Raw genomic sequence first — 22,673 nt, 5'->3', positions numbered from 1 at the left:
TCAATCTGCAGCCGCTTGCTGCATCAATGCTTCCAGCTTCAGGGTGTCCGCGGTGAAAGCGCGAATGCCCTCGGCCAGCTTTTCGGTGGCCATGGCATCTTCGTTCAGCGCAAAGCGAAACGAGGCCTGGTCATACAGAACGCGTTCCTGCGGCTGGGCTCTGGCCTTGTCCGGGTCCAGGGCGCGAGTCAAAGGCATGGCGTCGTCCTGCTGTGCGCGGAGCTGGGCCAGCAGCTCAGGTGCAATGGTAAGCAGATCGCAGCCCGCCAGAGCCAGAATCTGGCCGGTATTACGAAAGCTTGCACCCATGACCTCGGTGGAAACATCGAAGTGCTTGTAATAGTCGTAGATCTTCTGTACGGAGCGCACGCCCGGATCATTGGCGCCGGCCATGGTGGCTTCATCCCACTGCGCGCCGGCCTGCTTTTTGTACCAGTCGTAGATGCGGCCCACAAAGGGCGAGATCAGTTGGACCTTGGCCTGGCCGCAGGCAACGGCCTGGCAGAAGGAGAACAGCAGCGTCAGATTGGTGTGAATGCCGCGCTGCTCGAGAATGCGGGCCGCTTCAATCCCTTCCCAGGTGGCGGCGATCTTGATGAGCACACGCTCGGTGTGGATGCCTGCAGCCTGATACAGCTCGACCAGTCGCTCGGCGCGCGTGACCGTGGCCACGGTATCGAAAGACAGGCGGGCATCGACTTCGGTGGAAACACGACCGGGTATGGTGTTCAGAATCTCGCAGCCGAAGCGCACCAGCGTCCGGTCCATGATTTCGTCCAGCCCCCGGTCTTTGAATTGCGCCACGGTGGCGCGCATCAGCGGTGCATATTCGGTCTTTTGAACCGCTTTGAGAATCAGGGATGGATTGGTGGTGGCATCTTGCGGTTGAAACTGCGCCAGTTGATGAAAATCACCGGTGTCCGCGACCACGGTCGTGAATTGCTTGAGCGCCTCCAACTGATTCATGTCCATCCTTTGCTGTGTTTCAAACTAACCAGCAAGTGTAGAGCGTGAATCCCTGATTGAGAATGAGCTTGCAGATACTCCGTTTGAGGATGCATCAAGGCAAACCCTGCTGAATATGCGCGCTCGCCTATTTATTTGCGGAAATATTCAAGTTTTGCTGCCATTTTGCGAGGCATGAGGCGCTTCGGTCTTATGCTCGCTTTTTTCTGCACTCATTCATTGCCTCCACCTCATCTGCGCCAATATGCTTGATCGGATTACTGCCTCCCTTCCGTCCCTGGCGCCTGCAGAGCAGCGTGTTGCACGCCTGGTACTGGCCGATCCGCGGGCCTTCGCGCATCTGCCGGTGCGAGAGCTGGCAGTGCGGGCACATGTCAGCAAACCCACGGTGGTGCGCTTTTGCCGCAGCATGGGCTATGACGGCCTGGCGGACTTCAAGCTCAAGCTCGCGGGCAGCGTCAGCGAAGGCGTGCCCTTCATCCATCGCAGTGTGGACAGCGATGACAAGACCAGCGATGTCATGGTCAAGGTGGTGGACAACGCGGTTGCCGCTTTTCTACAGTACCGCAATGCGGCCAGCACGGCGGCCATAGAGCAGGCTGCACAGGCGATTGCCGCGACCTGGCAGACCGGCAAGCGCATCGAGTTTTACGGCGCCGGGAACTCGGGCATCGTGGCGCTGGATGCCCAGCACAAGTTTTTCCGCCTCGGTGTGACCAGTCTGGCCACCAGCGATGGCCATATGCAGGTCATGAGCGCGACCTTGCTGGGTCCGGGCGACTGCGTGGTCATCATCTCGAACTCCGGGCGCACGCGAGATCTGATGGACGCCGCAGATATCGCCCGCAAGAATGGGGCCACCACCATCGCCATCACGGCCAGCGGCTCGCCTCTTGCCTCCGCTTGCCAGGTGCATCTGGCTGCCGATCACCCCGAAGGCTACGACCGCTACAGTCCCATGGTCTCGCGGCTGCTGCACCTGCTCATCATCGACGTGCTGGCGACCTGTGTGGCTTTGCGCATCGGGCCGGCACTTCAGCCGGCGCTGGAGCAGATGAAGAACAATCTGCGCGCCAAGCGCTATACCTGAAGGCCAGCAAAGGCGCGGCCTGTGCGCGTCGAGATGCCAAGCAGAAGGGCTCTCTTATTGAGAGCTTCGGTCGCCTTTCCATAAATGGTTTCAAGCATAAAACACATTGAAATCATTATGGAGAAGGCGCTTTAAGCTATCAAAATTAAAAAGCATCCAGATCCCGCAAGCTTGCAGGGTGCGCGCCGGACGAGGGTGATGCATCTGCGGCTCGGGGACTTGGCTTGCCCAGGCAGCAGCTCGTATCGAGCCGCTTACACGGAGGCGACGCCCACGGTCATGCCGCCGCAGACATAGAGCACCTGTCCGGTCACAAAGCCGCTGCGCTCGTCGAGCATGTAAGACACGGCATGGGCCACATCCTCGGGAGTTCCCACCCGCTTGACGGGTACGGAAGCAATGATCTTCTGCGTGCGCGGGGCGTCGGGCGGATTGGCCTTGTCGAACAGCTCGGTGCGTATCGGGCCGGGGCCTATGGCGTTGGCCGTGATGCCCCATTGGCCCAGCTCCAGCGCCCAGACGCGGGTCATGCCGATCAGACCGGCCTTGGTGGCCGCGTAGGCTGTGCGCAAGTCCTTGCCCAGCGCGGCGCGCGAGGACATGTTGACGATGCGCCCGAACCCCGCTTGCTTCATGCCGGGCAGCAGGGCCTGCATGCACTGGAAGGCGCAGCGCAGGTTCAGCGAGACGGCCAGGTCGAACTCGGCCAGGGTCTGCGAGGCGGCGTCGTTGGGTACGACCACGCCGACGTTGTTGATCAGGCGCGTGATGGGGCCGGTTTCCAGAGCCTGACGCAGGGCGCGGGCCGTGTCCTCGGCGTCGCTGAGGTCGGCCTGTATGCCGCCGGGAACGTGATCGACCACGCGGTCGATGATGATGGGCTCGTAGCCGTCGGCGCGGCAGCGCTCGGCAGCGGCAGCGCCGATGCCGGCTCCGCCACCGGTGATCAACACGCGAGGGCGGTCAGTAAGGGAGGCGCTCTGGGAAGACATGGCAATAACTTTCAAACGGAAAACGGGGCGGTTGCGACAGGCGCGGGCCCGGGAGGGCAACAGCAGCCACCGGCATGCGCCGGCAGTGCTGGGGTCGGGACAGGCCGGTACCTGGGTGGGATCAGACGCTGGCGCCGGAGTCCTTGACGACCTTGCCCCACTTCTTGGCTTCGGCGTCGATGAACTTGGCAAAGCCTTCCTGGGTGTCGATCACGACTTCGCCGCCCTGGTCGTTGATCTTCTTGATCACGGCGGGATCCTTGAGCACCTTGGCAATGGCGGCATGCAGCTTTTGCTGGATGTCGGCCGGTGTCTTGACAGGTACGAAGAGACCGAACCAGGAAGTGGCTTCATAGCCGGGCACGCCGGCTTCGGCCACGGTGGGCACATCGGGCAGTTCGGGCGAGCGCTTGGCCGTGGTCACGGCGATGGGGCGCAGCTTGCCCGAGCGCACATGCTGGATGGCCGAGGGCATGTTGTCGAACATGATGGCGATCTGGTTGCCCAGCAGATCGGTGATGGCCGGCGCGCTGCCCTTGTAGGGCACATGCACCATGTCCAGATGGGTCATGGACTTGAACAGCTCGCCAGACAGGTGGATGGAGCTGCCCGAGCCCGAGGAGCCGAAATTCAGCTTGCCGGGATTGGCCTTGGCGTAGGCCATCATTTCCTTGACCGTCTTGAAGGGCTGGCTGGGGTGGGCCACCAGCAGATTGGGCACATTGGCGACGCGGGTCAGCGGAGCGAAGTCCTTGACCGGGTCGAAGGGCATCTTTTTGTACAGGGCTTCGTTGATGGCGTGCGTGCCCACCGTTCCCATGAACAGGGTGTAGCCGTCACCGGCTGCGCGGGCCGCGGCCTGGCCGCCGATATTGCCGCCCGCGCCGGGGCGGTTGTCGATGATGATGCTCTGGCCCAGTTCGGTGCTCAGGGCCTGGCCCACCACACGCGCCAGGATGTCGGTCGTGCCGCCGGCCGAGAAGGGCACGATCATGGTGATGGGCTTGCTGGGATAGGACGCCTGGGCCATGGCGGGAGCAGCGCCCAGAGCGAACAGGGCGGTTGCTGCCAGGGTCTGCAGGCTGCGGCGGCGAGACAGGGAAAGGGAATTGGACATTGAGGTCTCCGGAAAAAGGCAAGACACCGCCGGCCAGTGGCCGGGGCGCGGGCTGCCGCGGTGGCACACCTGCGAGAGAAGGTGCACGCCAGCGGTCGTTGTTTGGGTGTAAGAGGCAGGGGGCGGCAGCAGGCCGGACTTGGCCGGTCCCTGCTGCAGTCGGGATCAGACGCGTTCGAGCACCACGGCGATGCCCTGGCCCACGCCGATGCACATGGTGCACAGCGCATAGCGGCCGCCGAAGGCATGCAGCTGGTTCACGGCCGTGGTGGCCAGGCGGGCGCCCGATGCGCCCAGGGGATGGCCCAGGGCGATGGCGCCGCCCCACTGGTTGACGCGGCGGTCGTCGTCGGCAATGCCCAGGTCGCGCAGCACGGCCAGGCCTTGTGCGGCAAAGGCTTCGTTGAGCTCGATGACATCCATCTGCTCAAGAGTCAGTCCTGTCTGGGCCAGCACCTTGCGCACGGCGGGAGCGGGGCCGAAGCCCATGATGCGCGGCGCGACGCCGGCCACGGCCATGCCGACCACACGGGCGCGCGGCACCAGGCCGTATTGCTTGGCGGCTTCCTCGTTGGCCAGCAGCAGGGCGCAGGCACCGTCGTTGACGCCGCTGGCGTTGCCGGCCGTGACCGTGCCGTCAGGGCGTACCACGCCCTTGAGCCTGGCCAAGGCCTCGATGGTGGTGGCGCGGGGGTGCTCATCCTGGCTCACGACGATGGGATCGCCCTTTTTCTGGGCGATGGAGACGGGCACGATCTCGCGCGCCAGATGGCCGGCAGCAATCGCAGCCGCGGCCTTTTCCTGGCTGGCCAGGGCCATGCGGTCCTGGGCTTCGCGTTCGATTCCGAAATCGTCGGCCACGTTTTCGGCGGTCTCGGGCATGGAGTCCACGCCGTACTGTGCTTTCATCAGCTTGTTGACAAAGCGCCAGCCAATGGTGGTGTCGTAGACGGCATTGTTGCGGCTGAAGGCGGACTCGGCCTTGGGCATGACGAAGGGGGCGCGGCTCATGCTCTCCACGCCGCCGGCGATCATCAGGCGGGCTTCGCCGGACTTGATTGCACGCGCGGCCGTGCCGACAGCGTCCAGACCCGAGCCGCACAGGCGGTTGATGGTGGCGCCGGGCACATCGATGGGCAGGCCGGCCAGCAGCGCCGACATGCGCGCCACGTTGCGGTTGTCCTCGCCGGCCTGGTTGGCACAGCCATAGAGCACATCGGCCACGGCAGTCCAGTCCACATTGGGGTTGCGCTGCATCAGCGCCTTGATGGGCAGGGCGCCCAGATCATCGGTGCGCACGCTGGACAGCGCGCCGCCGTAGCGACCGAAGGGGGTGCGGATGGCGTCGCAGATAAAGGCTTGGTTCTGGTTGCTCATGACATGTCTCCGTTATAAAAATTGAGCTTGGGGTCTAGGCCGGATTGGCCTGAGGGCCGTTCAGGCCGCGATGGGCAGGCCCACGATGCGTTCGAGTTCGGCGTGCTCCAGGCCTTCGACCTTGTCGATCAGGCGCAGCCCCTCGGGGGTGCATGCCAGGGTGCACAGATCGGTATAGATGCGTTTGACACAGCCCAGGCCGGTCAGCGGGTAGCTGCACTGGACCACGACCTTGCTCTCGCCCTTTTTGGTGAGCAGATCCATCATCACCCAGGTCTGCTTGGCGCCAATGGCCAGGTCCATGGCTCCGCCCACGGCGGGGATGGCGCCGGGCTCGCCTGTGCTCCAGTTGGCCAGATCGCCCGTGGCCGAAACCTGGAAGGCTCCGAGTACGCAGATGTCCAGGTGACCGCCGCGCATCATGGCGAAGCTGTCGGCGTGGTGGAAATAGCTGCCGCCGGGCAGCAGGGTCACGGGCTGCTTGCCGGCATTGGTCAGGTCGTAATCTTCGGAGCCGGCCGCCGGTGCCGGGCCCATGCCCAGAATGCCGTTCTCGCTTTGCAGCACGATCTCGCGTCCTGCGGGGATGTGGTTGGCCACCAGGGTGGGCTGGCCTATGCCCAGATTCACATAGGCACCGTCATGAATGTCCTGGGCCACGCGCAGGGCCAGTTCGTCCTTGCTTCGTTTTTGATAGCTCACGCTTGTATCTCCTTGCTGGACCTTGGCGGGCTCAGGCCGCCTTCTTGAAGCCGCCGGCCTGGGTGGCCACGCGCTCGATCTTCACCACCTGGCTCACATAAATGCCCGGGGTGACCACGGTTTCGGGGTCAAGCTGGCCGAGTTCCACGATCTCATGCACGGTGGCCACGGTGAACCTGGCGGCCGAAGCCATCACGGGGCCGAAGTTGCGCGCCGACATGCGGTAGGTCAGATTGCCCCAGCGGTCGCCTTTTTCTGCCTTGATCAAGGCCACATCGCCATGGATGGGGTACTCCAGCACATAGTGCTTGCCGTTGATCTCGCGCGTTTCCTTGCCTTTTGCGAGTTCGGTGCCGTAGGCCGTGGGGCAGAAGAAAGCGCCTATGCCTGCGGCGGCAGCGCGCATGCGCTCGGCTAGATTGCCCTGGGCCACCAGTTCGAGCTCGATCTTGCCGCTGCGGTACAGCTCGTCGAAGACCCAGCTGTCCACCTGGCGCGGGAAGCTGCAGATGATCTTGCGCACCTGGCCGGTCTTGAGCAGGGCGGCCAGGCCGGTGTCGCCATTGCCGGCATTGTTGTTGACCACGGTGAGCTCGCGTGCACCCTGGGCGATCAGGCCGTCGATCAGCTCGCCGGGGATGCCCGAGGTGCCGAAGCCGCCGATGAGCACGGTGGAGCCGTCTTGAATGCCGGACAGGGCCTGAGCGACCGAGTCGGCGATCTTGTTGATCATGGGTGTCTCCAATTTTTCTACACAAAGATCTGCGCCATTGGCGCTAAAATGTTCGTATATAGAACATTTGTTCGCTAAAAGAATTGTAGAAAAGGATGATGAAAATGGAGACTGTAAAAACCACATCAGGGAAAACCCAGGTCGAGGGCGAAGCGGTCTCGCTCAAGCCCGGTGACAGCTATGTGCAGTCCTTTGCCAGGGGGCTGGAAGTCATACGTTCGTTCAGCGCCAGGGCGCCCGAGCAGACGCTCAGCGAGGTGGCTGCCGCCACGGGTCTGACGCGTGCCGGTGCAAGGCGCATCCTGCTGACGCTGCAGACGCTGGGCTATGTGCGCAGCGATGGCAAGTACTACGCACTCACGCCGCGCATCCTGGATCTGGGCTTTGCCTATCTGAGCTCCACGCCGCTGTGGAATCTGGCCGAGCCTGCGATGGAGGCGCTGGTGGACGAGGTCAAGGAGTCATGCTCGGCCGCGGTGCTCGAGGGCCTGGACGTGGTCTATGTTCTGCGCGTGCACACGCACAAGATCATGAGTACCAATCTGGGCGTGGGCTCGCGACTGCCTGCCTTCTGGACATCCATGGGCCGGGTGCTGCTGGCGGCTCTGCCCCCCGATGAGCTGCGGGCGCTGATGGCCCGGCGCGAGCAGCGCGCCTTCACGCGCCACACGCTGACCGGCGACGATGAACTGTATGCCGAGATCGCCCGCGTGCGCGAGCAGGGCTGGGCCCTGCTCAACCAGGAGCTGGAGGAGGGCCTGATCTCGATTGCCGCCCCCATACGCAACGCGCGCGGCCAGACCGTGGCGGCGCTCAACATCAGTGGTCAGGCCAACCGCACCAGCGAGCAGATGATGCGCGAGCGGTTGCTGCCGCAGTTGCTGGCCGCTACGCGCCACATCAGTCAGTTGCTGAGTGCTTCGGGTCGCATGCATCTGTGATGTCTGGCGCCTGAGGACGCGTCGGCCCTGGCGTGACGCTTCATAATGACCGAAACGCCTTCTCTGTCGCCCCTGCTCAAGTCCGCTCCATGGCCCGTCTTCCCCGTCTCACGCTGGCAAACATGCCGCACCACATCATCCAGCGTGGCAACAACAGCGGCGAGATCTTTGTGGACGCGCAGGATCGCCTGGTCATGCTGGATCTGATGCGCGAGATGGCGCGGCGCTTCGAGGTCGATGTGCATGCCTATGTGCTCATGCCCAATCACTTCCATCTGCTGCTGACGCCCAGAACGGAGCAGGGCGTGCCCCAGTTCATGCAGGCCGTGGGGCGCAGCTATGTGCGCTACTTCAACAACCGCCACGGACGCACCGGTACGCTGTGGGAGGGGCGCTATCGCTGCACCGTGCTGCAGGCCGAGCAATGGCTGATGGCCACCATGGTCTCCATGGATCTCAACCCCGTGCGCGACGGGCTGGTGCAGCGCGCGGTGGACTGGCCCTGGTCCAGCTATGCGCACAACGCAGGCCTGCAAAGCGATGCGCTCATCAGCCCGCATGCGCTTTTCTGGGCCCTGGGCAACACGCCGTTTGCCAGAGATGCCGCTTATGTCAGGGCCGTGGAGGCGGGTCTGGATGCCGATACCCAGGCGCAGATCAGCCATGCCGCACTGCGTGGCTGGGCTTTGGGCGAGCCCGATTTCATTGAAAATTTGCAACAGAAAACCGAGCGACGCGTGAAGCGGCAGAAGGCCGGCAGGCCTGCAGCACGCACAGCTTCGGTGCACGAAGACTAGGCGGTTCTTCCAACCCCTTGTTTTTATTGGATTGCTTCACTCTATTTTTATATGTCCCTAATTAAATGCAAATAAAAAAAGTTGGGAATTAATTGGAATCTGACCCTAATTAAAACTTATTGCATAACTTCATGTCCTGTCGTAATCTTGCGTTCCCCGCGATTGATATAAGAGGATTCCCCATGACGACTGCTGCCGAGATCAAGTATCTCCAGGACCACGGTCTGTACTCCAAGAGCAACGAACACGATGCCTGCGGTCTGGGCTTTGTGGCCCATATCAAGGGCCAGAAGCGCCATGACATCGTGCTGGGGGCACTGAAGATCCTCGAGAACATCGACCATCGCGGTGCAGTGGGTGCGGACCCTCTGATGGGGGACGGCGCCGGTATCCTGATCCAGATCCCCGATCAGCTCTACCGCGAAGAAATGGCCAAGCAGGGCGTGGCACTGCCCCCCGCCGGCGAATATGGCGTGGGCATGATCTTCCTGCCCAAGGAACATGCCTCGCGCCTGGCTTGCCAGCAGGAGATGGAGCGCGCCATCAAGGCCGAAGGCCAGGTGCTGCTGGGCTGGCGCGATGTGCCGGTGAACCGCGACATGCCCATGTCGCCCACCGTGCAGGAAAAGGAGCCCATCCTGCGCCAGGTCTTCATCGGCCGTGGCGCCGACGTCATCGTGCAGGACGCGCTGGAGCGCAAGCTGTACGTGATCCGCAAGACGGCCTCGGCCGCCATCCAGAACCTGGGCCTCAAGCACAGCAAGGAATACTACGTTCCCAGCATGAGCAGCCGCACCGTGGTCTACAAGGGCCTGCTGCTGGCCGATCAGGTGGGCGTGTACTACCGTGATCTGGCCGACGAGCGCTGCGTCTCGGCCATCGGCCTGGTGCACCAGCGTTTCTCCACCAACACCTTCCCCGAGTGGCCTCTGGCTCACCCCTACCGCTATGTGGCCCACAACGGTGAAATCAACACCGTGCGCGGCAACTACAACTGGATGCTGGCGCGCGAAGGCGTGATGGCCTCTCCCGTGCTGGGCGAAGACCTGCAAAAGCTCTATCCCATCAGCTTTGCCGGCCAGTCCGACACTGCCACCTTCGACAACTGCCTGGAACTGCTGACCATGGCCGGCTACCCCATCAGCCAGGCCGTGATGATGATGATTCCCGAGCCCTGGGAGCAGCACGAAGCCATGGACGAGCGTCGCCGCGCCTTCTATGAATACCACGCTGCGATGATCGAGCCCTGGGACGGCCCCGCCTCCATCGTGTTTACCGATGGTCGCCAGATCGGCGCCACGCTGGACCGTAACGGTCTGCGCCCCTCGCGCTACTGCATCACCGACGACGATATGGTGATCCTGGCTTCCGAAGCCGGCGTGCTGCCCGTGCCCGATAGCAAGATCGTGCGCAAGTGGCGCCTGCAGCCCGGCAAGATGCTGCTGATCGACCTGGAGCAGGGTCGCATGATCGAAGACGAAGAACTCAAGGCCAACGTCGTCAACACCAAGCCCTACAAGCAGTGGATCGAGAACCTGCGCATCAAGCTCGACGAGGTGGAAATCCCCGCCGACTTCAAGGCACCCGCAGCCAAGACCGAGCTGTCCCTGCTGGACCGCCAGCAAGCCTTCGGCTTCACGCAGGAAGACATCAAGTTCCTGCTGACCCCGATGGCCGAAAAGGGCGAGGAAGGCATTGGCTCCATGGGCAACGACAGCCCGCTGGCCGTGCTGTCCGACAAGAACAAGCCGCTGTACAACTACTTCCGTCAGATGTTCGCCCAGGTGACGAACCCCCCCCATCGACCCGATCCGCGAAGCGATCGTGATGTCGCTGGTGTCGTTCGTGGGCCCCAAGCCCAACCTGCTGGACATCAACCAGGTCAACCCGCCCATGCGCCTGGAGCTGCAGCAGCCCGTGCTCGACTTCGAAGGCATGGCCAGGCTGCGTGATATCGAGAAGCGCACCAACGGCAAGTTCAAGAGCTCGACGATCGACATCACCTACCCGCTGTCCTGGGGCAAGCAGGGTGTGGAAGCCAAGCTGGCCTCGCTGTGCGCCCACGCCGTGGACGAGATCAAGGGCGGTGCCAACATCCTGATCATCAGCGACCGCAACATGAGCGCCACGCAAGTGGCCATCCCTGCGCTGCTGGCTCTGTCCGCCATCCACCAGCATCTGGTGCGTGAAGGCCTGCGCACCACCGCCGGTCTAGTGGTGGAAACCGGCACGGCCCGCGAAGTGCACCACTTCGCCGTGCTGGCCGGCTACGGTGCGGAAGCCGTGCATCCCTATCTGGCGATGGAGACCCTGGTCGACATCTTCAGCCGCGAAGCTGCGCCCATCACTGCCGACAAGGCCATCTATCACTATGTGAAGGCCATCGGCAAGGGCCTGTCCAAGATCATGTCCAAGATGGGCGTGTCCACCTATATGTCCTACTGCGGCGCCCAGCTGTTCGAAGCCGTGGGCCTGAACAGCGAGACCGTGGACAAGTACTTCACGGGCACGGCCAGCCGTGTGGAAGGCATCGGCGTCTTCGAGATCGCCGAGGAAACCATCCGCAACCACGAAGCTGCCTTCAGCGACGACCCCGTGCTCGAAACCATGCTGGATGCCGGCGGCGAGTACGCCTGGCGCGCCCGTGGCGAAGAGCATATGTGGACGCCTGACGTGATCGCCAAGCTGCAGCACTCCACACGTGCCAACAACTTCAGCACCTACAAGGAATACGCCCAGCTGATCAACGACCAGACCAAGCGCCACATGACGCTGCGCGGCCTGTTCGAGTTCAAGTTCGATCCCGCCAAGGCGATTCCCGTGGACCAGGTCGAGTCGGCCAAGGAAATCGTGAAGCGCTTTGCCACGGGTGCCATGTCCCTGGGCTCCATCTCCACCGAAGCCCATGCCACGCTGGCCGTGGCCATGAACCGCATCGGCGGCAAGAGCAACACCGGCGAGGGCGGCGAAGATCCCAAGCGCTATCGCAACGAGCTCAAGGGCATCCCCATCAGCAAGGGCGAAACCCTGGCCTCCATCATCGGCAAGGACAAGGTCGAGTCCGATATCGAACTGCAGGCCGGCGACTCGCTGCGCTCCAAGATCAAGCAGGTCGCGTCCGGTCGTTTCGGCGTGACTGCCGAATATCTGGCCTCTTCGGACCAGATCCAGATCAAGATGGCTCAGGGCGCCAAGCCCGGTGAAGGCGGTCAGCTGCCCGGCGGCAAGGTCTCCGACTACATCGGCGCACTGCGTCACTCGGTGCCCGGTGTGGGCCTGATCTCGCCTCCTCCACACCATGACATCTACTCGATCGAAGACCTGGCGCAGCTGATCCACGATCTGAAGAACGTGGCTCCGCACGCCAGCATCAGCACCAAGCTGGTGTCCGAAGTCGGTGTGGGCACGATTGCCGCAGGCGTGACCAAGTGCAAGAGCGATCACCTGGTGATCGCAGGGCACGACGGCGGCACCGGCGCCTCGCCCTGGTCCTCCATCAAGCATGCGGGCGGCCCCTGGGAAATCGGCCTGGCCGAGACCCAGCAGACCCTGGTGCTGAACCGTCTGCGCGGCCGTGTGCGTGTGCAGGCCGACGGCCAGATGAAGACCGGCCGCGACGTGGTCATCGGTGCTCTGCTGGGTGCCGACGAGTTCGGCTTCGCCACGGCTCCGCTGGTGGTGGAAGGCTGCATCATGATGCGCAAGTGCCACCTCAACACCTGCCCCGTGGGCGTGGCCACGCAAGATCCCGTGCTGCGTGCCAAGTTCACCGGCAAACCCGAGCATGTGGTGAACTATTTCTTCTTCATCGCCGAAGAAGTGCGCCAGATCATGGCCCAGCTGGGTATCGCCAAGTTCGACGACCTGATCGGCCGTTCCGACCTGCTCGACACCCGCAAGGGCATAGCGCACTGGAAGGCTCAGGGCCTGGACTTCAGCCGTCTGTTCGCCCAGCCCGAAGTGCCTGCCGACGTGGCCCGCTATCACGTGGAAAGCCAGGATCACCTGCTGGACAAGGCGCTGGACGTCAAGCTCATCGAGCGCTGCAAGCCCGCCATCGACAACGGCGAGAAGGTGCGCATCATGGAAGTGGCGCGCAACGTCAACCGCTCCGTCGGTGCCATGCTCTCTGGCGCGGTGACCAAGCATCACGCCGAAGGCCTGCCAGACGACACCATCCGCATCCACTTCGAAGGTACGGGCGGCCAGTCCTTCGGTGCCTTCCTGTGCAACGGCATCACGCTGAACCTCAGCGGCGAAGCCAACGACTACACCGGCAAGGGCCTGTCCGGCGGCCGTGTGGTGGTGCATCCCAGCCATGAGTTCCGTGGCTCCACCACCACCAACACCATCGTGGGCAACACCGTGATGTTCGGCGCCACCAGCGGTGAGGCCTTCTTCAGCGGCGTGGCCGGCGAGCGCTTTGCCGTGCGTCTGTCCGGCGCCACGGCCGTGGTCGAAGGCGTGGGTGACCACGGCTGCGAATACATGACCGGCGGTACCGTGGTCGTGCTGGGCAAGACCGGCCGCAACTTCGCGGCCGGCATGAGCGGCGGCGTAGCCTATGTCTACGACGAGGACGGCAAGTTTGCCGAGCGTTGCAACACCGCTTCGGTGAAGCTGGAGAAGGTGCTGCCGCACGACGAGTTTGTCTCGCGTGTCGATCCCGGCATCTGGCACCGCGGCCAGAGCGACGATCAGCAACTGCGCAATATGGTGGAGGCTCACAGCCGCTGGACGGGTTCCAAGCGTGCCCGTGATCTGCTGGACAACTGGGCCGCAGCGCGTGCCAAGTTTGTCAAGGTGTTCCCGACCGAGTACCAGCGTGCACTCGGCGAGATCTTTGAACGCAAACAGAAGGAAAAGCAAGCTGCGAAAGCGCCAGCAGCTCCTCAGAAAGAAGCAGTAGCCGCCAAGTAAACACGGCTCCAAGCGGTGGCGGCCAGGCGGCCACCGCACTGCAAGCGAACACAGATTTCAAGGATTAAAGATCATGGGAAAGACCACCGGCTTCATGGAATACGAACGCATCGAAGAGGGCTATGCCCCCGTTGCGGAACGTCTCAAGCACTACAAGGAATTCGTCATCGGCCTGACCACCGATCAGGCCAAGGTGCAGGCTGCACGCTGCATGGACTGCGGCACGCCGTTCTGCAACAACGGCTGCCCGGTCAACAACATCATTCCGGACTTCAACGACCTCGTGTACCAGGGTGACTGGAAGAACGCCATCACCACGCTGCACAGCACCAACAACTTCCCCGAGTTCACGGGCCGCATCTGCCCCGCACCCTGCGAAGCTGCCTGCGTGGCCAATATCAATGGCGACGCCATCGGCATCAAGTCCATCGAACACTCCATCATCGACCGTGCCTGGAGCGAAGGCTGGGTCAAGCCCCTGCTGCCCAAGCACAAGACCGGCAAGAAGGTGGCCGTGGTCGGTGCCGGCCCTGCAGGCATGGCGGCAGCCCAGCAACTGGTGCGCGCCGGCCACGACGTGACCCTGTTCGAGAAGAACGACCGCGTGGGCGGCCTGCTGCGCTACGGCATCCCCGACTTCAAGCTGGACAAGGGCCTGATCGATCGCCGTGTCGAGCAGATGGTGGCCGAAGGCCTGAAGATCCGCACCGGCGTGCTGATTGCCGGCAAGGACGGCTTGGGCAAGGACTCCAAGGTCACCAACTGGGCCAAGGAAACCATCAGCCCCGAGCAGCTCAACGCCGAGTTCGATGCCGTGCTGCTGACTGGCGGCTCCGAGCAGTCGCGTGATCTGCCCGTGCCCGGCCGAGATCTGGAAGGCGTGCACTTCGCGATGGAGTTCCTGCCCCAGCAGAACAAGGTCAACGCGGGCGACAAGCTCAAGGGCCAGATCCGTGCCGACGGCAAGCATGTCATCGTCATCGGCGGTGGCGACACCGGCTCCGACTGCGTGGGCACCTCCAACCGCCACGGCGCCAAGAGCGTGACCCAGTTCGAGGTCATGCCCATGCCGCCCGAGCAGGAGAACAAGCCCCTGGTCTGGCCTTACTGGCCGATCAAGCTGCGTACCTCGTCCAGCCACGACGAAGGCGTGGTGCGCGAGTTCGCCATCTCCACCAAGGAATTCGGCGGCGAAAAGGGCAAGGTCAAGAGCCTGACCACCGTGCAGGTCGAGTTCAAGGATGGCAAGCTGAGCGAAGTGCCCGGCACGGAAAAGGTCTGGCCTGCGGATCTGGTGCTGCTGGCCATGGGCTTTGTGAACCCCGTCGCCACCGTGCTCGAAGCCTTTGGCGTTGACAAGGATGCGCGCGGCAACGCCAAGGCCAGCACCGATTTCATCGGCGGCTATGCCACCAGCGTGTCCAAGGTGTTCGCTGCCGGCGACATCCGCCGTGGCCAGTCGCTGGTCGTGTGGGCCATTCGTGAAGGCCGCCAGGCCGCACGTGCCGTGGACGAGTTCCTGATGGGCGCCAGCGAACTGCCTCGCTGATCATTCACGGCGGGTCATCAAACAAAAGGCATTCCCCGGAATGCCTTTTTTTTTTTGATAGCTTTAAGCGCTTTCCTTAAATGGAATTCAGAGAGATTTCAGTGGGTTTTTGATTGCTGTAAAGCGTATGTTGCTATTAGAAAAAGTCAGCGTAGCCACAGAAGCCGAGGGCGGGCGTCGGCATCGCTCCACAGCACGGCATTCTGCTGCCAGTGCCGGCCCCATTGCATGGCCGTGTCGGCATCCATGCCCCAGATCATCACGCTGTCCTCCGCAGGCCAATGGCCGAGCGGGTCCTGGCCCGAGCCGCCCAGGTACTGCCAGCCCTCGCTGTCCAGCTCCTGGCGCAGGGCGCGCATGCGGCGGGCGTTCTCCGCAGGTTCCAGGATCTGTCCCAAGGGATTGCAGGCAGTGAGATAGCAGGCGGCCTGGACGAGCTGCCGTCCCAGTTGTTGCCCGAGCCAGTCATTGCGCTCGCCCACGCGTAGCGTCTGTGCGACAGCGCCCTGGGCTGCATCGACCCGGTAGAGCGCATCGCGATAGGCCTGCTGCAAGGCAGGCGGGAGCTGGCTGGTGTCTGGTGACGGTGGTGACATGGTTTGGAGTTTGGCAAGCTTGCACATGGTGTGGACTTGTGCAAACAAGAATGCAACAACGGTCTGCCCCCTGAGGAAGCCGTCTTGCCTGAACCTGTTTTGCCTAAGTCGTGATGGTTTTGCGACCGGCGAGTGACGTTCTGTCCCGTCTGCGCGACAATAGCGGATTCGGCGCTGGCGGCAGCCCGGCTTCGGGGCGGCTGCGGTGGCCCCGGACGGGAGACAAAGCCCCTGCCTCCGCTTTTTCCACTTCAAATTTTGACGCCATGAAAAAACGTACCCTGCTGGCCTCGGTGGCCCTGACTGCAATTTTGGCTGCCTGTGGCAAGAACGAGCCCGCAAGCAACACCGCTGCAGCTCCTGCGCCCGCTCCCGCAGCAGCCGCCGCCAAGCTGGTGGTGGGCCTGGACGACAACTTCCCGCCCATGGGTTTCCGTGACGAAAAGAACGAGCTGGTCGGTTTCGACATCGACATGGCCCGTGAAGTCGCCAAGCGCGCGAATATCGAAGTGGAGTTCAAGCCCATCGACTGGAACGCCAAGGAAGCCGAGCTGCTGGGCAAGCGCGTGGACGCTCTGTGGAACGGCCTGACCATTCTGGAAGAGCGCAAGGAAAAGATCCTGTTCTCCGACCCCTATATGGTGAACAAGCAGATCATCATCGTGAAGGCCGGCTCTCCCATCAAGGGCAAGGCTGACATGGTCGGCAAGATCGTGGGCGCCCAGGAAGGCTCCAGCGCCGTGACCGCCCTGACCAAGGACAAGGAACTGTCGGACAAGTTCAAGGAAACCAAGCTTTTCGGTGACAACATCGCTGCCATGATGGACCTGGAAGCCGGCCGTCTGGACGTGGTGGTGGTGGATGAAGTGGTGGGTCGCTACTACGTCAACAAGAAGCCCGACAACTACGTGGTGCTGGCCGAGGACTTCGGCACCGAAGACTACGGTGTGGGTTTCCGCAAGGACGACGAAGCCACTCGCAACAAGGTCAACGATGTGCTGACCGAAATGAAGAAGGACGGCAAGGCTGCTGAAATCGCCCAGAAGTGGTTCGGCGCCGACGTCATCAAGCACTAATCCCTTTTTGACGTACTGCACCGGCAATGCCTGGCATTGCCGGTTTTTTTTGCGACGACAATGCGTGCAAACACTTCCTCCTGCGCACGCCCGTGCCTGTGGCGGGCTTTCGATAGCTGCAGCGCCACACTGAAGGCCATTTGATGGACTATGTAATCTCGCTCCTGGGGCCCATGTCGGCTGGTGCCCTTGTCACACTCAAGCTGTTTTTCATCACGCTGGCGCTGTCCATTCCCATGGGTCTGGCGCTGGCGCTGATGCGCATCTCCAGCATCAAGCCGCTGAGCAGCGCCGTGGGCGCCTATATCTGGCTGATGCGTGGCACGCCGCTGATGCTGCAGCTGCTGTTCGTGTACTTCGCGCTGCCCTTTGTGCCCTACATCGGTGTGCGCCTGCCCGACTTTCCTGCCGCCGTGGTGGCGTTTGCGCTGAACTATGCGGCCTACTTTGCGGAGATCTTCCGCGCCGGCATCAAGTCCGTGGACCGCGGCCAGTACGAGGGCGCCAAGGTGCTGGGCATGACCTATGCCCAGACCATGCGCCGCATCGTGCTGCCCCAGATGTGGGCCCGCATCCTGCCGCCCGTCAGCAACGAGACCATCACCCTGGTCAAGGACACCTCGCTGATCTATGTGCTGGCACTCAACGATCTGCTGCGCGTGGCGCGCGGCGTGGTGCAGCGCGACTTCAGCTTCACGCCCTTCATCGTAGCTGCGGCCTTCTATCTCATCATGACCCTGGTGCTGACCTGGGGCTTCCAATATCTTGAGAAAAAATATGCCAAGTACGACGCCTGATGTGATGATTTCCGCCCAGGGCATCCACAAGGCCTTTGGCAGCAACGAAGTGCTGCGCGGCGTCTCTCTGGAGCTGCTGCGCGGCGAGGTGGTGGCCGTGATCGGCCCGTCCGGCTCGGGCAAGAGCACCTTTTTGCGCTGCCTCAACCACCTGGAGACGATTGACCGCGGCACCATCAGCATCGAAGGCGAGGTGTTGGCGCGCTCCGAGGGCGAGGCCAGGGCTCAGTATGTGAGCGATGCCGAAATCCGCAAGATCGGCCGCAAGATGGGCATGGTGTTTCAGTCCTTCAATCTGTTTCCCCATCTCACGGTGCTGGAAAACATCATCGAGGCGCCCGTCATCGTCAAGGGCATGAAGCGCGAAGACATCATTCCCAAGGCCGAGGCTCTGCTTGCCAAGGTGGGTCTGGCGGCCAAGCGCGATGCCTACCCCAACCATCTCTCCGGCGGTCAGAAGCAGCGCGTGGCGATTGCCCGTGCGCTGGCCATGGAGCCGGACATTCTGTTGTTCGACGAGCCCACCTCGGCGCTGGATCCCGAGCTGACCGGCGAGGTGCTGCGCACCATGCGCGAACTGGCCGAGGAGCACATGACCATGCTGGTCGTGACCCACGAGATGGGTTTTGCGCGAGAGGTGGCCAACCGCGTCATCTTCATGGACGGTGGCTACATCGTCGAGCAAGGCCCGTCCGAAGCATTCTTTGTGGCACCTCAGCACGAGCGTACCAAGGCGTTTCTGCAGAATATGTTGTAAATAAGTCGCAGCTGCTGATGCGGTTTCATATCGCAAAAACAGCAGTTTGCGCATAAGCAGAAAGCACTTAATGCTCCTGAAAAAGGAGTGAATGCTCTGCAATTCAAGCCAGACCTTCAAGAAACATTCGCGAATGTATGTTTACTTGGGGCTAACCCGAGCTTTTTGCCGAGCTTGTCGGCACAATACCAGTTTGCTTTCTCTTGAGCGGCTATTCACGCATGTCACCCAACGCACCCTTTGTGGAACTGCGCAATGTCACCTTTGGCTATGGTGACCGCGTCATCCTGCGCGATCTGTCCCTGCAAGTGCCGCGCGGCAAGGTCACGGCGCTGATGGGCGCATCGGGCGGTGGCAAGACCACGGTGCTGCGTCTGATCGGCGGGCAGAACCACGCCCAGCAGGGCCAGGTGCTGTTTGACGGCCAGGACGTGACCACCATGGATGCGCAGCAGCTCTACGCCGCGCGTCGCCGCATGGGCATGCTGTTTCAGTTCGGTGCGCTGTTCACCGACATGAGCGTGTTCGACAATGTGGCCTTTCCGCTGCGCGAGCACACCGATCTGCCCGAAGAGCTGATTCGCGACATCGTGCTCATGAAGCTGCATGCCGTGGGCCTGCGCGGCGCGCGCGATCTGATGCCTTCCCAGGTCTCGGGCGGGATGGCTCGCCGCGTGGCACTGGCCCGCGCGATTGCGCTGGACCCCGAGCTCATCATGTACGACGAGCCTTTTGCGGGCCTGGACCCTATTTCGCTGGGTACCTCGGCACAGCTGATCCGCCAGCTCAACGATGCCATGGGCCTGACCTCGATTCTGGTCTCCCACGATCTGGAAGAAACTTTCCGCGTGGCCGACCATGTGGTGATTCTGGGAGCCGGCAGCGTTGCCGCCCAGGGCACACCCGAAGAGGTGCGCGCCAGCACCGACCCGCTGGTGCAGCAATTCATCCATGCCAGACCCACGGGGCCTGTGCCGTTTCACTATCCGGGCGTCAGCGCCGACGAGGACTTTGGCAGCAGGAGGCGTGCATGAACTTTCTCGCACGCATTGGCCTGGCAGTGCGCTGCCAGCTGGTCAACATGGGGATTGGCGCACGCCTGCTGTGGCGCCTGCTGGGTTTGATGGGGCCGGCGCTCAGGCGCCCGCGCCTGATCGGCGACCAGATTCACTTTCTGGGCAATTATTCGCTGGCCATCATCGGCGTCTCAGGTCTGTTCGTGGGCTTTGTGCTGGGTCTGCAGGGCTATTACATCCTGCAGCGCTATGGCTCGGCCGAGGCGCTGGGCATGATGGTGGCCCTGAGCCTGCTGCGCGAGCTGGGGCCTGTGGTCACGGCCCTGCTGTTCGCGGGTCGTGCCGGCACGGCCCTGACGGCCGAAATCGGCCTGATGAAGGCCGGTGAACAGCTGTCTGCAATGGAGATGATGGCGGTGGACCCCGTCAAACGCATTCTGGCGCCGCGCTTCTGGGCCGGGCTGATCACCATGCCTTTGCTGGCTGCAGTCTTCAGCGCCGTGGGTGTGCTGGGCGGCTGGCTGGTGGGCGTGGTGATGATCGGCGTCGACAGCGGTGCTTTCTGGGGCCAGATGCAGCAGGGCGTGGACTGGTGGAGCGATCTGGGCAATGGCGTGCTCAAGAGCTTTGTCTTCGGCCTGGCCGTGACCTTTGTGGCCCTGCTCGAAGGCTATGCGGCCAAGCCCACGCCTGAAGGAGTTTCCCGTGCCACCACCCGCACCGTGGTCGTGGCTTCGCTAGCGGTTCTGGGCCTGGACTTCCTGCTCACCGCAACCATGTTCAGCATTTGAGGCTGCTCAGCAGATAGAGGTAAAAAATCATGCAGCAAAAGAAAAGTGATGTCTGGGTCGGCCTGTTTGTGCTGATCGGTGCTCTGGCCCTGGTGTTCCTGGCCTTGCAGTCGGCCAATCTGCTGAGTCTGAATTTCCAGAAGACCTATGCGATCACGGCGCGTTTTGACAATATCGGCGGACTCAAGCCCAAGGCGGCGGTCAAGAGCGCCGGCGTGGTCGTGGGCCGTATCGAATCCATTGCCTTCAACGACCAGACCTTCCAGGCCGACGTGGCCATGAGCATGGAAACCCGTTACGCCTTCCCCAAGGACAGCTCGCTGAAAATTCTGACAAGCGGCCTGCTGGGTGATCAGTACATTGGTATTGAAGCGGGCGCCAGCGAAGAGAACCTCAAGGCAGGCGACCGTGTGACGGCCACCCAGTCTGCCGTGGTGCTCGAGAATCTGATCGGTCAGTTTCTCTACAGCAAGGCGGAGCAGGGTGGTGATTCCGGTGGTGCCGCAGCCAACGGGGGAGCGAAAGAATGATGACTACAACAAGCCCACAGACGAAATTGACGTCAGACGAGAACCAGGCGCTCAGGCGCGTTGCGCTGGCAGCCAGCGTTTCCGTGGCCGCATTGCTGTCCGGCTGCGCCACAACCACAGGCCCTGCCAACCCAGCCGACCCGCTGGAGTCCATGAACCGCAGCATCTATTCCTTCAACGAAGGCGTGGACGAGGCGATCTTCAAGCCCGTGGCCACGGCCTATCAGAACGTGACGCCGCGCGTGGCGCGCCAGGGCGTGACCAACTTCTTCGACAACCTCGGCGATGCTTGGTCCTTCGTCAACAATGTGCTGCAGGGTCAGGGCCAGGGTGCCTACAACTCCATGGTGCGCTTCAGCGTGAACACGGTGCTGGGCATAGGCGGTCTGTTCGACATCGCCAGCGAGGCCGGCATCGAGCGCCAGAAGCAGGACTTTGGCCAGACTCTGGGTCGCTGGGGCATGCCCACGGGGCCGTATCTGGTGCTGCCTTTCTGGGGTCCTTCCACGGTGCGGGATTCGGCCGGCCTGGTGGTCGATGCCTTCGGCTATCCTGCCAACACCATGGATGATGTGCGCTGGCGCAACAGCCTGTTCGGTCTGCGCATGGTCAACAACCGTGCCAATCTGCTCAAGGCCGGCGATGTGCTGGACTCTGTTGCGCTCGACAAATACAGCCTGGTGCGTGATGTCTATCTGCGCTCACGCATTGGCGGCGCGGCGTCCGGCGGCGATGGTCGCCTCGAAAACTATGATGACGACAACGCCGGCAAGCTGCCCCCCGAAGGCCAGTGAGCCGGTAGAGCTTGGTTACAAACATGATGCACAGGCTGCGCGAGTGCGGTGACACTTGCGGGCCTAGGAGAAAAAACGCAATGAAGATTACTCGTCGCATGTGGGGCATGGCAGCAAGTGCCGTGCTCGCTCTGAATCTGGGTCTGCCTGCAGCCCAGGCTGCTGAGGAAGCGCCCGATGCACTGGTCAAGCGCGTCTCTGCCGATGTGCTGGAGACCATCAAGAAGGATGCCTCGCTGCGCAACGGCGATTCCAGCAAGATCAATGCACTGGTCAACGAGAAGGTCATGCCCTATGTGGACTTTCGCCGCATGACATCGGCTGCTGTCGGTCCGGCCTGGCGTCAGGCCACGCCCGAGCAGCGCCAGAAGCTGCAGGATGAGTTCAAGGCCCTGTTGATTCGCACCTATGCGGGAGCCCTGTCCCAGGTCGGCGATCAGACCATCACCGTCAAGCCTGTGCGCATGGCAGCCGGCGACACCGACGTGCTGGTGCGTACCCAGGTCAACGGCCGTGGCGACCCCGTGCAACTGGATTTCCGTCTGGAAAAGCAGGCCACGGGCTGGAAGCTCTACAACTTCAATGTGCTCGGTGTGTGGCTGGTGGAAACCTATCGCAACCAGTTTGCGCAGGAAATCAATGCCAACGGCATTGACGGCCTGATCAAGACCCTGGCCTCGCGCAGCTCCATGCCGGCCACGGCGACCAAGTAAGCAAAGCGCTTCAGACGTCATGGCCCGCTCAGCTAGCAACCCTCTGCAACTGCCCAAGGAGCTGACCTATCGTCAGGGGCGCGACTGTCTGCTGCGTCTGCGTCCGCTGGTCACGGGCCATGCGGATGCCCAGGTGGTGCTGGATGCCAGCGCCGTCAAGGTTTTTGACTCGGCGGCTCTGGCCGTGCTGCTGGCCTGCCGGCGCGCAGCCCAGGAGGTGGGCAAGCAGCTCATTGTCGAAGGTCTGCCCAAGGGGCTGCAGTCCATGGCCGCGCTGTATGGCGTGGACGGCTTGCTGATGCCCGCTCCCGTGCCCGATGCGGCCGCCACCGCTCAGCAGGGCTAGGCTGACGAATCACTGTGTCCGGCTAAGCCCCGCCAAGGCAGAGGCTGTGGGCAAGCCCTAGAATCATGGGCTC

General features: G+C 62.6%; 20 protein-coding genes and 1 pseudogene. 14 read left to right on the top strand and 7 right to left on the bottom strand.

All coding sequences use genetic code 11. From position 1 onward, the window contains the following. Positions 1-966 carry a transaldolase gene (gene tal / locus V8Z78_RS04880; protein ID WP_349731004.1) on the bottom strand — a complete coding sequence of 322 codons (966 nt, stop codon included), beginning with the start codon at positions 964-966 and terminating at the stop codon, positions 1-3. A gap of 244 nt (positions 967-1,210) precedes the next feature. Between tal and V8Z78_RS04875 the strand changes: the two genes are divergently transcribed. After that, entirely contained in the window at positions 1,211-2,056 is an 846-nt protein-coding gene (locus V8Z78_RS04875) for an SIS domain-containing protein (protein WP_003058703.1), read from the top strand. A gap of 254 nt (positions 2,057-2,310) precedes the next feature. On the opposite strand, the gene V8Z78_RS04870 is transcribed toward V8Z78_RS04875, so the two are convergent. The 5 genes from V8Z78_RS04870 to V8Z78_RS04850 all read right to left on the bottom strand — a co-directional run bounded on the left by V8Z78_RS04870 (position 2,311) and on the right by V8Z78_RS04850 (position 6,977). Further along, a complete protein-coding gene (locus tag V8Z78_RS04870) occupies positions 2,311-3,048 on the bottom strand; it encodes an SDR family oxidoreductase (RefSeq protein ID WP_034357427.1) in 738 nt (245 codons plus the stop codon). 121 nt (positions 3,049-3,169) lie between these two features. After that, positions 3,170-4,165, bottom strand: a complete 996-nt coding sequence (locus V8Z78_RS04865) for a Bug family tripartite tricarboxylate transporter substrate binding protein (protein WP_057091540.1) — start codon at positions 4,163-4,165, stop codon at positions 3,170-3,172. A gap of 165 nt (positions 4,166-4,330) precedes the next feature. After that, complete coding sequence (pcaF, locus tag V8Z78_RS04860) at positions 4,331-5,542, bottom strand: 3-oxoadipyl-CoA thiolase (RefSeq protein WP_057091541.1); 1,212 nt, start codon at positions 5,540-5,542, stop codon at positions 4,331-4,333. A 60-nt stretch (positions 5,543-5,602) separates the two neighbouring features. Next, entirely contained in the window at positions 5,603-6,244 is a 642-nt protein-coding gene (locus V8Z78_RS04855) for a 3-oxoacid CoA-transferase subunit B (RefSeq protein ID WP_057091542.1), read from the bottom strand. Positions 6,245-6,275: 31 nt separating this feature from the next. After that, positions 6,276-6,977: a 3-oxoacid CoA-transferase subunit A gene (locus V8Z78_RS04850; protein ID WP_003062042.1), complete on the bottom strand. Its 702-nt coding sequence runs from the start codon at positions 6,975-6,977 to the stop codon at positions 6,276-6,278. Positions 6,978-7,081: 104 nt separating this feature from the next. Here V8Z78_RS04850 and V8Z78_RS04845 point away from each other — a divergent pair, with 104 nt between their 5' ends. The 4 genes and pseudogenes from V8Z78_RS04845 to V8Z78_RS04830 all read left to right on the top strand — a co-directional run bounded on the left by V8Z78_RS04845 (position 7,082) and on the right by V8Z78_RS04830 (position 15,184). Beyond that, a complete protein-coding gene (locus tag V8Z78_RS04845; protein WP_039049589.1) occupies positions 7,082-7,918 on the top strand; it encodes an IclR family transcriptional regulator in 837 nt (278 codons plus the stop codon). An 89-nt stretch (positions 7,919-8,007) separates the two neighbouring features. Continuing rightward, the gene (locus V8Z78_RS04840; protein WP_003062049.1) at positions 8,008-8,715 is read left to right on the top strand and encodes a transposase; all 708 of its coding nucleotides are present in this window, start codon (positions 8,008-8,010) and stop codon (positions 8,713-8,715) included. Positions 8,716-8,897: 182 nt separating this feature from the next. After that, positions 8,898-13,635 (top strand): annotated as a pseudogene (locus tag V8Z78_RS04835) (glutamate synthase-related protein). Positions 13,636-13,708: 73 nt separating this feature from the next. Continuing rightward, positions 13,709-15,184: a glutamate synthase subunit beta gene (locus V8Z78_RS04830; RefSeq protein WP_003062054.1), complete on the top strand. Its 1,476-nt coding sequence runs from the start codon at positions 13,709-13,711 to the stop codon at positions 15,182-15,184. Positions 15,185-15,330: 146 nt separating this feature from the next. Here V8Z78_RS04830 and V8Z78_RS04825 read toward each other — a convergent pair whose 3' ends face one another. Then, positions 15,331-15,780 carry a DUF3293 domain-containing protein gene (locus V8Z78_RS04825; protein ID WP_034361381.1) on the bottom strand — a complete coding sequence of 150 codons (450 nt, stop codon included), beginning with the start codon at positions 15,778-15,780 and terminating at the stop codon, positions 15,331-15,333. 266 nt (positions 15,781-16,046) lie between these two features. Here V8Z78_RS04825 and V8Z78_RS04820 point away from each other — a divergent pair, with 266 nt between their 5' ends. From V8Z78_RS04820 to V8Z78_RS04780, 9 genes are all read left to right on the top strand, one after another. Continuing rightward, on the top strand, positions 16,047-16,856 hold the full coding sequence (locus V8Z78_RS04820) for an amino acid ABC transporter substrate-binding protein (protein WP_003062059.1): 810 nt from the start codon (positions 16,047-16,049) through the stop codon (positions 16,854-16,856). Positions 16,857-16,999: 143 nt separating this feature from the next. After that, positions 17,000-17,653 (top strand): amino acid ABC transporter permease, encoded by a 654-nt coding sequence (locus tag V8Z78_RS04815; RefSeq protein ID WP_003058677.1) that lies wholly within the window; start codon positions 17,000-17,002, stop codon positions 17,651-17,653. Further along, positions 17,634-18,410, top strand: a complete 777-nt coding sequence (locus V8Z78_RS04810) for an amino acid ABC transporter ATP-binding protein (RefSeq protein WP_003062063.1) — start codon at positions 17,634-17,636, stop codon at positions 18,408-18,410. The genes V8Z78_RS04815 and V8Z78_RS04810 overlap by 20 nt, the downstream gene beginning before the upstream one ends. Before the next feature lie 221 nt (positions 18,411-18,631). After that, the gene (locus V8Z78_RS04805) at positions 18,632-19,444 is read left to right on the top strand and encodes an ABC transporter ATP-binding protein (protein ID WP_012837063.1); all 813 of its coding nucleotides are present in this window, start codon (positions 18,632-18,634) and stop codon (positions 19,442-19,444) included. Beyond that, positions 19,441-20,217: a lipid asymmetry maintenance ABC transporter permease subunit MlaE gene (mlaE, locus tag V8Z78_RS04800; protein WP_003062071.1), complete on the top strand. Its 777-nt coding sequence runs from the start codon at positions 19,441-19,443 to the stop codon at positions 20,215-20,217. Before V8Z78_RS04805 ends, mlaE begins: the two co-directional genes overlap by 4 nt. A gap of 29 nt (positions 20,218-20,246) precedes the next feature. Further along, complete coding sequence (gene mlaD / locus V8Z78_RS04795; protein WP_003062074.1) at positions 20,247-20,747, top strand: outer membrane lipid asymmetry maintenance protein MlaD; 501 nt, start codon at positions 20,247-20,249, stop codon at positions 20,745-20,747. Then, the gene (locus V8Z78_RS04790) at positions 20,744-21,541 is read left to right on the top strand and encodes an MlaA family lipoprotein (protein WP_012837064.1); all 798 of its coding nucleotides are present in this window, start codon (positions 20,744-20,746) and stop codon (positions 21,539-21,541) included. The genes mlaD and V8Z78_RS04790 overlap by 4 nt, the downstream gene beginning before the upstream one ends. Positions 21,542-21,621: 80 nt before the next feature. Next, a complete protein-coding gene (locus V8Z78_RS04785) occupies positions 21,622-22,254 on the top strand; it encodes an MlaC/ttg2D family ABC transporter substrate-binding protein (protein WP_280007530.1) in 633 nt (210 codons plus the stop codon). A gap of 19 nt (positions 22,255-22,273) precedes the next feature. Continuing rightward, the gene (locus V8Z78_RS04780; RefSeq protein WP_003062083.1) at positions 22,274-22,600 is read left to right on the top strand and encodes an STAS domain-containing protein; all 327 of its coding nucleotides are present in this window, start codon (positions 22,274-22,276) and stop codon (positions 22,598-22,600) included. The last annotated feature ends 73 nt before the right edge of the window (positions 22,601-22,673 follow it).

This window comes from Comamonas sp. wu1-DMT, assembly GCF_040187805.1.
Classification (GTDB): Bacteria; Pseudomonadota; Gammaproteobacteria; order Burkholderiales; family Burkholderiaceae_C; genus Comamonas; species Comamonas thiooxydans.
This window is presented reverse-complemented; position numbering and strand designations above follow the sequence as displayed.